The sequence below is a fragment of the Mesorhizobium sp. WSM4822 genome (genome assembly GCF_055811155.1).
The window spans coordinates 507,611-520,952 of the sequence record NZ_JBVVQM010000001.1 but is presented as its reverse complement, the minus strand read 5'-3'; the positions used below and the strand labels follow the sequence as shown (position 1 = coordinate 520,952).

Genomic DNA, 13,342 nt, shown 5'->3' with positions numbered 1-13,342 from the left:
CCCCCCCCCCCCCGCCCGCCGCCGCCGCGGCCCCCCCCCCCCCGCGCGCCGCCGCCCCCCCCCCCCCCCCCCCCCCCCCCCCCCCCCCCACCCCCCCCCCTCCCCCCCCCCCCCCCCCCCCCCCCCCCCCCCCCCCCCCGCCGGCGGGGGGGGGCGCCCCCCCCCCCCCCCCCCCCACCGCAGGCTGCCGCCACGTTCCGCGAGGTGGGGGGTGCCCAACGGATACTTTCCTTGGCCGGGCTCTCCGTTAGTTTCGATGGGAGGAAGACCCTCGATACGATGCGCCTCATAGCACGCACCGCGAAACCCGCCGGTGCTCCCCTTTTCCAAATTCGAAGAGAAGACCGCCATGTCCAGCAAGAAACCCGTAGCCATCGTCTTCGACACATTCGGATCCGTGGTGGACTGGCGCGGCAGCCTGGTCGCCGAAATGAAGGAACTCGGTGGCAAGCGCGGCGTCAACGGCGACTGGGCCGCCGTCGCCGACGCATGGCGCCACGGCTATCACCGGATGCTCGATGAAGTAACCACGGGCACGCGGGACTACGGCCTCCTCGACGACCTGCATCGCGAACTGCTCGACGAGGCCATGCGCGATGTTGGCGTCACCGGCTTCAGAGAGGACGACCTGCGCGACATCAACCTCGGCTGGCATCGCGTCAAGGCCTGGCCGGATGCCGTGGCGGGCCTGACGCGGCTGAAGACCAAATACATCGTCGGCTCGCTTTCGAACGGCAACGTGCGCCTGCTGGTCGACATGGCCAAGGGCGCGAACCTGCCGTGGGACGTGGTCTTCGGCTCCGACATGTTCTCACGCTTCAAGCCGCATCCCGACACCTACCTGGGCAGCGCCCGGCTGCTCAATCTCGAACCGGGCGAGGTCATGCTGGCGTCGGCGCACAATGGCGACCTCGCCAACGCGCGCAAGTACGGTTTGATGACCGGCTTCTTCCTGCGTCCCACCGAATTCGGCCCCAACCAGGCGATCGACCTTGCCGCCGAGGCGGATTGGGATGTCATCGCCGACGACATCGAGGACATGGCCACCAAGCTCGACACCTGACGGTGGCGGTCGCGCCATTGGCGCCGGCATTCTCCTTCTCGGTCGTCCTAGGCTCGCCCGCTTCCTACCTCATCCTGAGCTTGTCGAAGAACACTGTCCCGATTGCGAAGGCAGGGCGTGGTGACGACAAAGCGCGGCCATCCCTCCACCCGAATATCACCGTTTCCTCGCCGTTCGCGATGCCGACATGGTGAACAACGATTTGAGCCCTCTTGCCGGGGCGGCTAGGACTTCGGTTGGGGATTTGCCTTAGGACAGTGCTTCCAGGCAATATTTGTTCGGCTGCATGCTTCTATAATTCATCACCCCTATCACCGAATAGCTTCAGCAAACGAATTGGAGGTCTTCTTTCGCAGCAGGGAGGCAATGCCGGTACCCCAGGTACCGCATTCGCGAATGGCAGGAAGAGTTTGGAGGAGGAATTCAATGAAGAAATATATAGCGGCAGCTTTATTCTCGCTGTCCCTGGCATTTGCCGCGACGGCCCAGGAAGCCGCGCGACCGGACTTCATACCCGAGGCCGACTGGGGCAAGATCAAGGGTCTCATAGATCCGAGCCGTGTCCAGTGGCAGCCTTACAAGGGGATCGCCGTCAAGCAGGACGGGTCGCCCTACAAGGTGCTCTATTTGCCGGTGTGGATGGGCGACGACTACCAGGTCATCGCGCAGCATCTCCTGCAGACCCAGCTCGAGGAAGCCGGCGCGACCTTCACCACGAGCTCGGCCGAATTCGACGTGCCGACGCAGACGCGCCTGATGGAAGACGCCATCGCCACGCACGCCTACGACGCGATCGTGCTGCATCCCATCGACCCGACCTCCATGGCCACCACCATCGACAAGGCCATCGCATCCGGGATCGACGTCTACAACTGGGTGCTTCCGGCCAACACCGACAAGCTCACCGGCTTTGCCGGCTATGATGCCGACACGATGGAAGGCAACGGCCAGATCGGCGTGAAATTCTCCGAACTCGCCAAAACGGCGGGCGCTACCGCCGAGAAGCCTTATCGCGTGCTGGAGATCTGGGGCGCACGCGCCCTGCCGATCTGCCAGGCCCGTCACCACGGCGTCGGTCTGGGGCTGGCGGGAGATCCCGCCGTCGAGATCGTCGAATCGGTCGACACGTCCGGCCAGCCGGAGTCGGTGATCAAGGCTATCCAGGATGCCTTTGCCCGCTATCCCGACATCAAGGCCATCTATCCCCAGTTCGGCGATGCCGGCGCCATCACAGAGGGCCTGCGCTCCGTCGACCGTCTGGCGCCCGCCGGCGATCCGAACCACGTCGTCGTCATCCTCCAGGATATCGACAAGGCGATGCTGGCACCTTTGCGCGACGGCACCTTCGACTTCACGGTGTCGAACAACCCGTGGCACCAGATCGATGTCGTCGTGAAGCAGTTCCTCTGGCACACCGTGCTCAAGCAGCCGTTGGGCGACGGCGATGCCAATTCCGGAACGGTCAAGCTGCCGCGCCGGGTATTGCTGCCGATGCCGCTCCTGACGGGTGCGACGATCGACACGGATGCAGCGCATATGTGGGGCGGAACCGTCGCCTTCACCGACATGCCGCTCGGGAAGTGGAACTACTGGCCAGTCCTCGACACCAAGGAGATCGGCCTCCCCGTCCCGACGCTCGCCGACCGCAAGAGCCTCCTCGGCTATTGAGGCGCATCCGTTCGTCGCGCGGGTGGCTGCAATTCCACCGCGCGACAGACGCCGGGCGGTATCCAGGGAACAGGTGAGACACGCGTGGGTGACATCGTCCTGAGCATGGTGGGCATCACCAAGTCCTTCGGGAGCATCAAGATTCTGAGGGACGTGGCGCTCGAATTGCGCGCCGGCGAGGTCCACGCCCTTCTCGGCGAGAACGGCGCCGGCAAAAGCTCATTGATGAAGATCCTCATGGGCGTGCTGCGGCCCGACAGCGGCGAATACACGGTGCGCGGCAAGCAGGCCCAGTTTTCCAATCCATCCGAGGCGCAGCGCAACGGCGTCTCGATGGTCTATCAGGAGTTCGGCCTGGTCCAGTATCTGAGCGTCACCGAGAATATCCTTCTCGGCCGCCTGCCCGCCCGCTGGGGCAAGGTCGACTGGCCCAAGGCGCGCCAAGAGGCCGCACAGATCCTGCAGCGGCTGGGCAGCAGAGTGTCGCCCGATGCCACGGTTGGCGACCTGAAGGTGGCCGACCAGCAGGAAGTGGAGATCGCGCGCGCCCTCTCCTACGATCCGGCCGTCTTCATCATGGATGAGCCGTCCTCCGCCTTGTCGCGCGTCGAGATCGACAATCTCTATGGCCTCGTCAGGGTGCTCAAGCAGCGCGGCGTCGCCATCGTCTACATCTCGCACAAACTCGAAGAAGTCTTCGCGCTCGCCGACCGGGTGACGATCCTGCGCGACGGCGCCGTCGTCAAGAGCTGCGGCATCGCCGAAATCGACATGGCGACGCTGGTCGAGCGCATGACCGGCAAGCCGGTTGACAGCACATCAACGTTGCGGCAGGCGGCCGGACCGGGCGCCGGCAGGCTCCTCGAACTCTCCGGATTTTCCGCCGACGGCCTGTTCGAAGGAATCGACCTGACCATCGCGAAGGGCACCATCGTCGGCATCGCCGGCGTGATCGGCGCGGGCAAGAGCGAACTCGCGCGCGCCATCGTCGGTGCGCTGCCGGACGGAACCCGTGTCAAGGGCGGCCTTCACTTCGATGGCGTGGCGGTGAACGTCGCCACGATGACGCCGAGCAAGGCGCGCCGGCTCGGCATCGGCTTCGTCAGCGAGGATCGCCAGGCCGAAGGCATCGTCCAGGAGCACTCGGTCGGCTTCAACATCGTGCTGCCGGCACTGAGCCGAGTGACGACTGCGGGCGTGCTCGTCGGCCGCCGGGTGCGCGGCCTGGTGGCCCGAGTGATGGACGATGTGGGGCTGCGGCCGCGCGAACCGGGCAAGCTCGTGCGACTGCTCAGCGGCGGCAACCAGCAGAAGGTGGTCATCGGCAAGTGGATCGCCGCCGGTTCGAAGCTCCTCATTCTCGACGAGCCGACCCGGGGTATCGACGTCGGCGCCCGCCAGGAGATCTACGACGTCATCCGCAGTCAGGCGCGGGAGCGGGGCGTCGGCGTTTTGCTGCTGTCATCCGACATGCGCGAGATCATGGTGGCGTCGGACCGCATCCTGATCATGGCGCAGGGCCGGATCACACGCGAAGTCGCGCCCGATCGGGTCAGCGAGCGCGACTTGCTCGAAATGGTGCTCGTGCGCGGCGACAAGGGCGCCGATATCGCTGGCGTGCCGGAGGCGCACGGATGAAGAGCTTCCTGCGCAACGACAACGTGCTGCGCGCGCTCATGCTCGTGGCGCTGATCGTCGTGTTCGGCCTCTTAACCGGAGGCGTTACCTACAGTGCGCGCGGGCTGTCCAACATCCTGCTGCAGAGCTCCATCATCGGCATAGCCGCTATCGGCCAGACCTTTGTCATCCTGACGGGAGGCATCGACGTGTCGCTCTACGGCATCGGCGTCTTCGCAAGCGTACTTGGCGCTTCCACGCTGACCAGCCGCTTCGACCTCAACATGGTCGGCGGCGATCCTTGGCCAGTTCCCGTCGGTATCGCGATTATCCTGCTCGTCGGCATCGTGATGGGCGCCGTCAACGGCCTGCTGGTCGCGCGGCTGCGCGTGCCCGCGCTGATCGCGACGCTCGGCATGTGGCAGATCGGCCTGGGTCTCGCCCAACTCGTCGGCGGCGGCTACACGATCACCGATCTGCCTTCGAGCCTTAGCATGCTGGGACAGGGCTCGATCCGGGGCGTGCCCGTGCCGGTCATTGAGATGCTCCTGCTCTTCGCGCTGGCGCATTTCGTGCTCAGCCACACGTCCTTCGGCCGGGCCGTCTATGCCGTCGGCGGCAATTCCGCCAGCGCGTATCTCTCCGGCATCAAGGTCCGGCGCGTGCAGTTCCTCGTCTTCGTGATCTCGGGACTGATGGTCGCACTCGCCGCCCTGTCGATCGAATCGCGGATGATGTCGGTCTCGATCAGGACGCTGAGCGGGCTGCAGCTCGACAGCATCGCCGCTGTCGCGATCGGCGGCGTCAGCATCTATGGCGGCCGCGGCACCGTGCTCGGCGTGTTGTTAGGGACACTGATCCTCGCCGTCATCGACAGCGGCCTCGGCGCCATGGGCGCCAGCACCGACGTCCAGAACACGGTCAAGGGTGCGGTCATCATCCTGGCGGTGTCGATCGAATTCTTCCGCCGCCGCGAGCGGCCAACCCGCATCACGGCCTGACATGCAATTGCGGAGGCAACCAGAGTGATCGTCGACCAACTTCGGGAAGCGAATACCGGGCCGGGCCGCCGAGGCTTTGGCTTCGGCGTACTGACCAGCGACGACTTCGTGCGCCTGCTCATCCTCGCCGCCTTGATCGCGGGGTTCGCAATCGTCACGCGCGGCGCCACAATCGGCACCGAAAACCTCGCGAACGTGCTGATCCAGTCGTCCATCCGAGGCATTGCCGCCTGCGGGCAGGCGTTCGTGGTGCTCACGGTAGGCCTCGATCTCTCGGTGAGCGGCATCGTGGCGGTGACGCTGATGGTCGGCGGCAGCCTCGTCACCACCAACCCGCAATTCAGCCTTCTCGGCGTCGCGATCTCTCCGCTTCTCGCCATCCCGGTGATGCTCTTCGTTGGCGTCGCGTTCGGCACCGCCAACGGTTTCCTCGTGGCACGGCTGCGGTTGCCATCCCTGATTGTGACGCTTGGCGTCTGGCAAATCGGCGTCGGGCTCGCCTATCAGGTGACCGGCAGTGGCTTCGTCGACAGCATCCCCTCGAGCATTGCCTTCATCGGCCAGGGCAGCCTGCTCTACGTGCCCAACCCGGTCATCCTGTTCTTCGCGATCGTGGCGCTCAGCTATTTCGTCCTGCACCGGACCGCTTTCGGGGCCGAAATCTACGCCGTTGGCGGCAATTCCCGATCGGCCTTCATCAGCGGCGTGCGCGTGGTGCGCGTGCGCATCATCGTGTTCGCCATTGCCGGCAGCTTCTATGCGATCGGCGCCGTAATCAGCATGTCGCGCTACATGAGCGCCACGATGGCGCAGACGACCGGCCTCGAACTATCGACGATCGCCGCGGTTGCCATCGGCGGCGTCAGCCTGTCGGGCGGCAAGGGCAGCATCGTCGGCGTGCTGCTCGGTACGCTGATCATCGGCGTCGTCGACAATGGGTTGAGCATCACTGGCGTCGGACCCGCCCAACAGGCGATCCTGAAAGGCGCCATCATCATCTTCGCAGTGATGCTCGACGGCTTTTCGCGACGCTGATGGCGCGCCCGGCTCGCCGCCGATCCGATCAGAACACCGCCCGCCAAACCTCGGGCACGAAGGCTTACGAGCGCCGTTCCTGAAATCGCGCTCTCATTCCGGGGTTCGCCTGTCCGGCATCCAGATCATGCGACCCTCCAGCAGGTTCTTAGTCCGCAGTCCAACCGCCGTCGATGATCATGGACGATCCCGTCATGAGAGAGGATGCATCGGACGCCAGGAAGACAACCGCCCCGGTTATGTCGTCGACATGACCGATGCGGCCAAGCTTTATCTTGGACAGCACCTCCGCCCTGAAGGCCTCATTCTTGAGAAAATTCTGAGCGAGCGGCGTTTCGACAAACGTCGGGCAGACGGTGTTGACACGGATCTTGTATGGAGCCAGATCTATTGCCGTAGCCTTGGTCATCCCCTCCATCGCCCATTTAGAGGCGCAGTAGACGCTGCGCGTCGCGGCACCGACATGGCCCATCTGCGACGACATGTTTATGATGCTGCCACTCACGCCTTGCTCTACCATGCGTCGCGCGACGATCTGCGCAACAAAGAAAGAAGCACGCAGATTGAGGCCCATGATATCATCGAAATCGGCCTGCGTTACATCAAGAAATGGGTTGGTGCGGTTCATCCCGGCATTGTTGACCAGCACATGAAATGCCGGGCTGTGTGAAACAGCTTCACTCACTGCCGAAACGTCCCGGATATCGAGAGCGATGGCTTCGGCTCGTCCGCCCGCGCGAGTGATATTGGCCGCGGCAGCCTCCACCTCGCTCAATGTGCGGGCGGCCAGAACAACCTCGGCACCAAAGTGGGCGAGCGCATGGGCGGCGGCCAGTCCCAGCCCCCGCCCAGCTCCCGTAATGAGCGCTCGTTTTCCGTCCAGCCTGAAATTTGGCGCGACTTGATTTTCCTCCATAAATCTCTCTCCATTTGTTTGAAATTGGGAATACGTATGCGCACGCATTTGCTAAATTAGTATCCTGGCGTTGATCAGTTCAGGCGGTTGCAGGACCAATGTTGGTAGAGCCGCGAATGATCAGTTCGCCGGGTATGCGAATAGCCGCTGGTGGAAAGTCTGCCGGATCAAACAGCAGGGAGAGCGACCGCCCCACCATCGCCTCGATCGGCTGGCGGAAGGTGGTGAGGTCGTATGCCGGCCAGGCGGCCGAGGGAATGTCATCGAAGCCCACGATGGAAACATCGCGCGGAACTTTCAACCCAAGCCCGAAGCGCGCGGCATCCAACGCGCCAAGCGCCATGACATCGGCGATACAGAAGATGGCGTCCGGGGGAGTCGGGCCGGACAGCAGATTGATCGCTGCCCTGTAACCCCCGCCATAGGTGTTTTCGCCGAATTGCTCGCCAATGATTTGGACTCCATGGCGGCGCAATTCATCCTGAAAGCCGGCGCTACGTTCACGGTGGGTCGACGTATCAGGGCGGCCCCCTATAAGGGCTATACGCCTATGCCCTGCGGCAACAAGAAGGGCGGCAACTTCCATAGAAGCGGACCTGTTCTCGCAGCACACTGAATTGATCGAAAAGTCGTCGACGGAGCGGTTGAACAGAACCACCCGGGTGTTCCTGTTGTGCAGGATGTCGCGCATTCGCGACGACAACACAGCTGACGTGACGATCAAACCGTCGATCTCGTACTGAAGCATCGATGGCAGCACGTCATCGACTTCGAAACCCTTGGGCACGGAAAGCAACAGGAGCTGCTTGCCCATGGCGTTGAGCTTCTGGGTGTAGATTTCCAGGACGGCCGGGTAGAACGGATTGAGGATATCGGCCATGATCAGGCCAACCATATTCGTCTTCTTCGTCTGCAGGCTTCGCGCGATCCCATTTGGCGTATAGCCCAAGCGCTCCGCCGTCTTGCGAATCTTTTTCTTTGTCTCCTCTGAAATCCTCCCGTCGCCGGCGAGTGCGCGAGACACTGTCGATTGCGATACGCCAGCCTCCCGCGCGACATCCACCGAAGTTGACCGTCTCATGCATTGAATCCTTGCGCAAATCAGCTTTTGCGCCTGTTATGCTGCCTTGCGCGCAGCAATAGCAAGACGATGCGCGAGATCAAACGCTGCTGTCAGGCCGGCGGGGTCGGCGCGATTTTGGCCGACAATGTCGTAGGCTGTTCCTTGCGAGGCGGTAACGATTGGCAGCGGCAATCCGCCAAGAACGGTCGAGGTGTTGGCGAAACCGAGTGTCTTCAGCGCGATCTGGCCCTGATCGTGGAACATGGTGATGATCAAGTCGAGCTTCTCCGGCCCCACACGCAGAAAGACGGTATCGGCCGGATAGAGGCCGGCGACATCGTATCCAAGCTCCTTTAGCCTTTCGATAGCGGGGAGGATAATCTCGATCTCCTCAGTGCCCATTGCGCCGCCTTCTCCCAAATGCGGGTTAAGGCCGGCAACGGCTATTCTCGCACGTTTGCCGCTTGATGATTCGACCGCCTTGGCGCCGGCCACCGTGGCCGCAATGATGGACTCCACGGAGATGTTGTCGGCCACGGCGCGAAGCGGGATATGCGAGGTTACGCGGGCCGTCCAGAGAGCCCCCTGGTTATTCATTTCGCAACAGAAGCCGGTAACCCCGAGGCGACTTGAGAAAAAATGCAGTTCGTCGATCGCCTTGTGACCGGCCAGCCACATCGCCTGTTTGTTGAGCGGACCATAGACAATCGCATCGAGCTGCCCTGCCCCGGCCGCGTCCGCTGCACTCTCCAGCGCCGCGAGCGTGGCAGTTCCGCCCTCCGCGCTCGCCACACCGGGTTTGTAGCCGTCTCGATCCAGCCCTGAAATCAGCGCCACGCCGCCACGCTCCGGAATCGATGAGACGCTATCGACGACCGGGATTTCAGCATAGAGACCAGCGATTCGCATTCCGTCGCGAAAGCTCCCTTTCCCACAAAAGACGGCAACGCGACGGTCACTCTGGCGCCCTTTTGCATTGACCAATTTGGCACAAAGTTCCGGACCGACACCGGATGGGTCTCCAGCGACGAGGCCGATTGTTGTCACAGACATTTCTCACTCCTGTTTGACAAACTCATTTCAAATGTCTAACAGAGTGCATACGTATGCTCAATCAAAAACGACAGAAGCCATTTCGTATGAACGCCTTTGCAATAGACTCCCTTGAAGCGCGCATCGGCGCGCAAACCACGGAAGCGAGACGACTTTCGGGCCAGATCGTCTGCGGCGGCGGCTTGAGAAAAGCGCTCACAACCGCGCAATTCGATATCGAGAACCCCGCCACCGAAGAGATCATCGGCTCCGCGCCACGCTGCGGCATAGAGGATGTCAATTCTGCGGTGGATGCGGCTTCCCTTGCGTTCCGGTCTTGGTCGGCAACGCCGGCGAGAGAGCGCGGCGCCCTGCTCATGCGGGCAGCCGATCATCTCGACGGCTTCCGTGAAGACATTGCCCGGCTCTCGTCGCTGGAGACTGGTAACGCACTTCCAACCCAATCGCGCAATGAAGCCGGCACCATGGTCGACATCCTGCGTTATTTCGGTGGCCTGGCTGGCGAGATCAACGGCCAGACCTATCCGCCCGATCCTGGCCGGCTGCTCTATACGCGACGCGAGGCGCTTGGTGTCGTTGGCGCGATCATTCCGTGGAATGCACCGCTGATGCAGCTTGCCAGCAAGATCGCCCCGGCACTCGCCGCGGGCAACACCGTCGTGCTAAAGCCGGCCGAGCAAGCACCCTTGGCAGTGCTTCGGGTGTTCGAACTGCTGCAGGCGGTTCTGCCACCCGGCGTCGCGAACGCAATCACCGGGCTCGGCGAGGAAGCAGGTCGCCTGCTTTGCCAACATCCGGCTGTACGCAAGATCAGCTTCACCGGATCGAGCGCGGTCGGCGCCATGATCATGCACTACGCCGCCGACAAGATCGTTCCAGTCACAGCCGAACTCGGCGGCAAGAATCCGAACATCGTCCTGGCCGATGCCAATATCGATCGCGCGGCGCGTGGCATTCTGCAGGGGCTTCGGCTTCAGCGTCAGGGCCAGTCGTGTTCCGCCGGTACGCGGATCTATATCCACGACGCCATTTATGATGCGGTGATCGAGCGCGTCCTGGCCGGCATTACGTCTTTTCGGGTTGGAAACCCGCTGGATGAAGCGACACAGGTGGGCTGTATCGTATCGCGCAAGCAGTTCGATCGTGTCGAACGCTACATCGAAATGGCGCGGCAGACGCCCGGCGCCCGTATCCTTTGCGGCGGCCAGCGTCCCGAAGGTCTGGACAAGGGTTACTACTACTCGACGACGCTGATCGAGGGCGTTCCCGCAAGCTCACCCGTTTGCCGCGACGAGATCTTCGGGCCGGTCGCGACTGTCTCACGCTTTACCGATTTCGAGACCGTGCTGCAGGAGGCCAACGATACGCCTTACGGCCTCGCGGCAACGATTTTCACGGAAAACCTCCCGGCGGCGTTTGACTTCGTGTCGCGCATCGACGCCGGCTTCGTGCAGGTCAACCAGTTTGCCGTCGCGGAAGCCAACATCGAATATGGGGGGACGAAAATGAGCGGCATGGGACGTGAGCTCTCGCTGGCAAGCATGGTCCAGCATTTCACCTGGTCGAAGACCGTCATCGTCAACACGTCGGCTGCCTGACCGGGAGAATGCTCAAGTGAAAACCGTCGCTTTCCTTGGACTTGGCAATATGGGTCAACCAATGACCCGCAATCTGGTCCAAGCTGGCTTTCCAGTCATTGGCTTCGACCCGTCTTCGGCCGCACAGGACGCGGCTGAGAAGCAGGGCGTGAAACGTGCCACCTCCGCCGCCGAGGCGGCCTCATCGGCCGATGTGGTTATCACCATGCTTCCGACCGGAGACAATGTCCGCGACGCCTATCTTGGAGCGTCGGGTGTCATCGCGGCATCCCGCAAGGGTGCGCTCTTGATGGATAGCAGCACGATTTCATCGACCGTCACCGTGGAAATCGCCGCTGCCGCCCGCGCCGCCGGCCGGCGCATGATCGATGCACCGGTTTCAGGCGGGACGCCGCGCGCCCATTCCGGCACTTTGACTTTCATGGTCGGCGGCGAGGCCACGGATGTCGAGCATGCCCGCCCTCTGCTGGAAGCAATGGGACAGCGCATCTATCATGTCGGGGCTTCGGGAGCGGGCCACACGGCGAAGCTCTGCAACAACATTCTGTCCGGAATATGCATGGCGGGAACTGTCGAGGCGCTGGCACTCGGTGTCGCCAATGGTCTCGACCCAGCAATCCTCAGCGATGTGATGCGCAACTCCTCGGGCAACAACTACGCGCTCGAGCGCTATCACCCATTCCCGGGCCTGATGGAGAATGTGCCCTCTGCCAACGGTTTTGCCGGCGGTTTCCGCTCGGATTTCCAGTTGAAGGACATGCGGCTCGCCAAGGAACTGGCGAACAGCTCGAAAGTCCTGGCAGCGATGGGAAATCTGGCAACAGAGCTCTTCGCCATCCATTGCCAGAATGGACATGCCGGCGAGGACTATTCGAGCATCATCAAACTGGCGCTCGATCTCGACAGCTACTTCGAAGGCAGGACGACGGAAGGGGCGACCAAGTGATCCGCAAACTCAAAGAGGGGCGCGATCCGAGCGCCGTGGCAGCCGATCAGGCCACCGTCAGAGCCACTGTAGAGGGCATCATCGCAGATGTCCGTGCGCGTGGTGATGTTGCGGTGCGCGAGCTTTCGATCCGCTTCGACAAATGGGACCGCAAGGATTTTCGCCTTACCGATGCGGAAATACGCGCCTGCCTTGCGGAACTGTCCGAACAGAACCTGAGCGACATCCGCTTCGCGCAGGAACAGGTTCGCAACTTCGCGCAGCATCAGCGCGAAGCGTTGCGCGATATCGAGATCGAAACCCTGCCGGGCGTTGTTCTTGGGCACAAGAACATCCCCGTTCAGTCCGTCGGCTGCTATGTGCCAGGCGGAAAATATCCATTGCTGGCCTCGGCCCATATGTCGGTCATCACGGCCAAGGTTGCCGGCGTGCCGCGCATCTTCACGGCTGCGCCGCCTTACGAGGGGCGCCCTGCCGCGGCGATCGTTGCGGCCCAGCACCTGGCAGGCGCGGATGAAATCTACTGTCTCGGCGGTGTGCAGGCCGTAGCCGCCATGGCACTGGGTACACAAAGCATCCAGTCCGTTGCCATGCTGGTCGGTCCAGGCAACGCCTTTGTGGCGGAAGCCAAGCGCCAGCTCTATGGGCAGGTCGGCATCGATCTCTTCGCCGGTCCGACGGAAACCCTGGTCATTGCCGATGACAGCGTCGACGCCGAGCTATGCGCGACCGATCTTCTCGGCCAAGCCGAGCATGGTCCCAACTCACCGGCAGTCTTGCTGACCAATTCAGAGGCCCTCGCCAAAGCCACGATCGCAGAGGTCGAAAGGCTGCTGACCATCTTGCCGACTGCCGTCGTCGCCCGTCGCGCATGGGAGGATTACGGCCAGGTGATCCTGTGTTCGACAGAGGACGAAATGGTCGGTGAAGCAAACCGCATCGCATCGGAACATGTGCAGGTCATGACACGCGATCCGGATATCTTCCTCGAGCGGATGACGAACTACGGGGCGCTGTTTCTCGGGCCGCGAACCAATGTCGCCTATGGCGACAAGGTGATTGGAACCAACCACACGCTGCCGACGGCGGGAGCCGCCCGCTACACCGGCGGCCTTTGGGTCGGCAAGTTCCTGAAGACCGTTACCTATCAACGCGTCCTGACCGATGAGGCCTCGGCAATGATCGGCGAATACTGTTCGCGCCTTTGCATACTTGAAGGGTTCGCCGGCCATGCGGAGCAGGCAAACGTTCGTGTCCGTCGCTATGGCGGGCGCAACGTCCCCTATGCGGCCGCCGCTGAATAAATCGCGGCGACGACTGCGGATGCCGGAAGAGGAGCTGGCATCCAATCTGAGACGGGTCATCCCGAGACGGAGAGGAGA

At 62.7% G+C, this 13,342-nt stretch carries 11 protein-coding genes; 8 read left to right on the top strand and 3 right to left on the bottom strand.

The genetic code is table 11. From position 1 onward, the window contains the following. Positions 1-349 precede the first annotated feature (349 nt). The 5 genes from AC0L3E_RS02595 to AC0L3E_RS02575 all read left to right on the top strand — a co-directional run bounded on the left by AC0L3E_RS02595 (position 350) and on the right by AC0L3E_RS02575 (position 6,384). Positions 350-1,063, top strand: a complete 714-nt coding sequence (locus tag AC0L3E_RS02595; RefSeq protein WP_024504868.1) for an HAD-IA family hydrolase — start codon at positions 350-352, stop codon at positions 1,061-1,063. Between the two features lie 426 nt (positions 1,064-1,489). Beyond that, the gene (locus AC0L3E_RS02590; RefSeq protein ID WP_024504867.1) at positions 1,490-2,731 is read left to right on the top strand and encodes a sugar ABC transporter substrate-binding protein; all 1,242 of its coding nucleotides are present in this window, start codon (positions 1,490-1,492) and stop codon (positions 2,729-2,731) included. A gap of 84 nt (positions 2,732-2,815) precedes the next feature. Beyond that, complete coding sequence (locus AC0L3E_RS02585) at positions 2,816-4,369, top strand: sugar ABC transporter ATP-binding protein (protein WP_024504866.1); 1,554 nt, start codon at positions 2,816-2,818, stop codon at positions 4,367-4,369. Next, entirely contained in the window at positions 4,366-5,349 is a 984-nt protein-coding gene (locus AC0L3E_RS02580; RefSeq protein WP_024504865.1) for an ABC transporter permease, read from the top strand. Before AC0L3E_RS02585 ends, AC0L3E_RS02580 begins: the two co-directional genes overlap by 4 nt. 24 nt (positions 5,350-5,373) lie before the next feature. Beyond that, entirely contained in the window at positions 5,374-6,384 is a 1,011-nt protein-coding gene (locus tag AC0L3E_RS02575; protein ID WP_024504864.1) for an ABC transporter permease, read from the top strand. A gap of 148 nt (positions 6,385-6,532) precedes the next feature. Here AC0L3E_RS02575 and AC0L3E_RS02570 read toward each other — a convergent pair whose 3' ends face one another. From AC0L3E_RS02570 to AC0L3E_RS02560, 3 genes are all read right to left on the bottom strand, one after another. Continuing rightward, entirely contained in the window at positions 6,533-7,300 is a 768-nt protein-coding gene (locus AC0L3E_RS02570; protein WP_128306940.1) for an SDR family NAD(P)-dependent oxidoreductase, read from the bottom strand. Positions 7,301-7,379: 79 nt separating this feature from the next. Further along, entirely contained in the window at positions 7,380-8,381 is a 1,002-nt protein-coding gene (locus AC0L3E_RS02565; protein ID WP_024505477.1) for a LacI family DNA-binding transcriptional regulator, read from the bottom strand. 36 nt (positions 8,382-8,417) lie between these two features. Next, positions 8,418-9,416 (bottom strand): 4-hydroxythreonine-4-phosphate dehydrogenase PdxA, encoded by a 999-nt coding sequence (locus tag AC0L3E_RS02560; protein ID WP_128306939.1) that lies wholly within the window; start codon positions 9,414-9,416, stop codon positions 8,418-8,420. An 86-nt stretch (positions 9,417-9,502) separates the two neighbouring features. Here AC0L3E_RS02560 and AC0L3E_RS02555 point away from each other — a divergent pair, with 86 nt between their 5' ends. Genes AC0L3E_RS02555 through hisD form a run of 3 tightly spaced genes read left to right on the top strand, consistent with a single transcriptional unit; the run spans position 9,503 to position 13,264 of the window. Beyond that, on the top strand, positions 9,503-11,014 hold the full coding sequence (locus AC0L3E_RS02555) for an aldehyde dehydrogenase family protein (RefSeq protein WP_128306938.1): 1,512 nt from the start codon (positions 9,503-9,505) through the stop codon (positions 11,012-11,014). Beyond that, on the top strand, positions 10,938-11,960 hold the full coding sequence (mmsB, locus tag AC0L3E_RS02550; protein WP_306462312.1) for a 3-hydroxyisobutyrate dehydrogenase: 1,023 nt from the start codon (positions 10,938-10,940) through the stop codon (positions 11,958-11,960). The genes AC0L3E_RS02555 and mmsB overlap by 77 nt, the downstream gene beginning before the upstream one ends. Next, positions 11,957-13,264, top strand: a complete 1,308-nt coding sequence (gene hisD / locus AC0L3E_RS02545) for a histidinol dehydrogenase (RefSeq protein WP_128306937.1) — start codon at positions 11,957-11,959, stop codon at positions 13,262-13,264. Before mmsB ends, hisD begins: the two co-directional genes overlap by 4 nt. Positions 13,265-13,342 lie beyond the last annotated feature (78 nt).

Coding starts and splice junctions, on each gene's coding strand:
- AC0L3E_RS02565 (WP_024505477.1), bottom strand. CDS start 8,381: ATGAGACGGTCAACTTCGGTGGATGTCGCGCGGGAGGCTGGCGTATCG.
- AC0L3E_RS02580 (WP_024504865.1), top strand. CDS start 4,366: ATGAAGAGCTTCCTGCGCAACGACAACGTGCTGCGCGCGCTCATGCTC.
- AC0L3E_RS02570 (WP_128306940.1), bottom strand. CDS start 7,300: ATGGAGGAAAATCAAGTCGCGCCAAATTTCAGGCTGGACGGAAAACGA.
- AC0L3E_RS02595 (WP_024504868.1), top strand. CDS start 350: ATGTCCAGCAAGAAACCCGTAGCCATCGTCTTCGACACATTCGGATCC.
- AC0L3E_RS02560 (WP_128306939.1), bottom strand. CDS start 9,416: ATGTCTGTGACAACAATCGGCCTCGTCGCTGGAGACCCATCCGGTGTC.
- AC0L3E_RS02590 (WP_024504867.1), top strand. CDS start 1,490: ATGAAGAAATATATAGCGGCAGCTTTATTCTCGCTGTCCCTGGCATTT.
- AC0L3E_RS02555 (WP_128306938.1), top strand. CDS start 9,503: ATGAACGCCTTTGCAATAGACTCCCTTGAAGCGCGCATCGGCGCGCAA.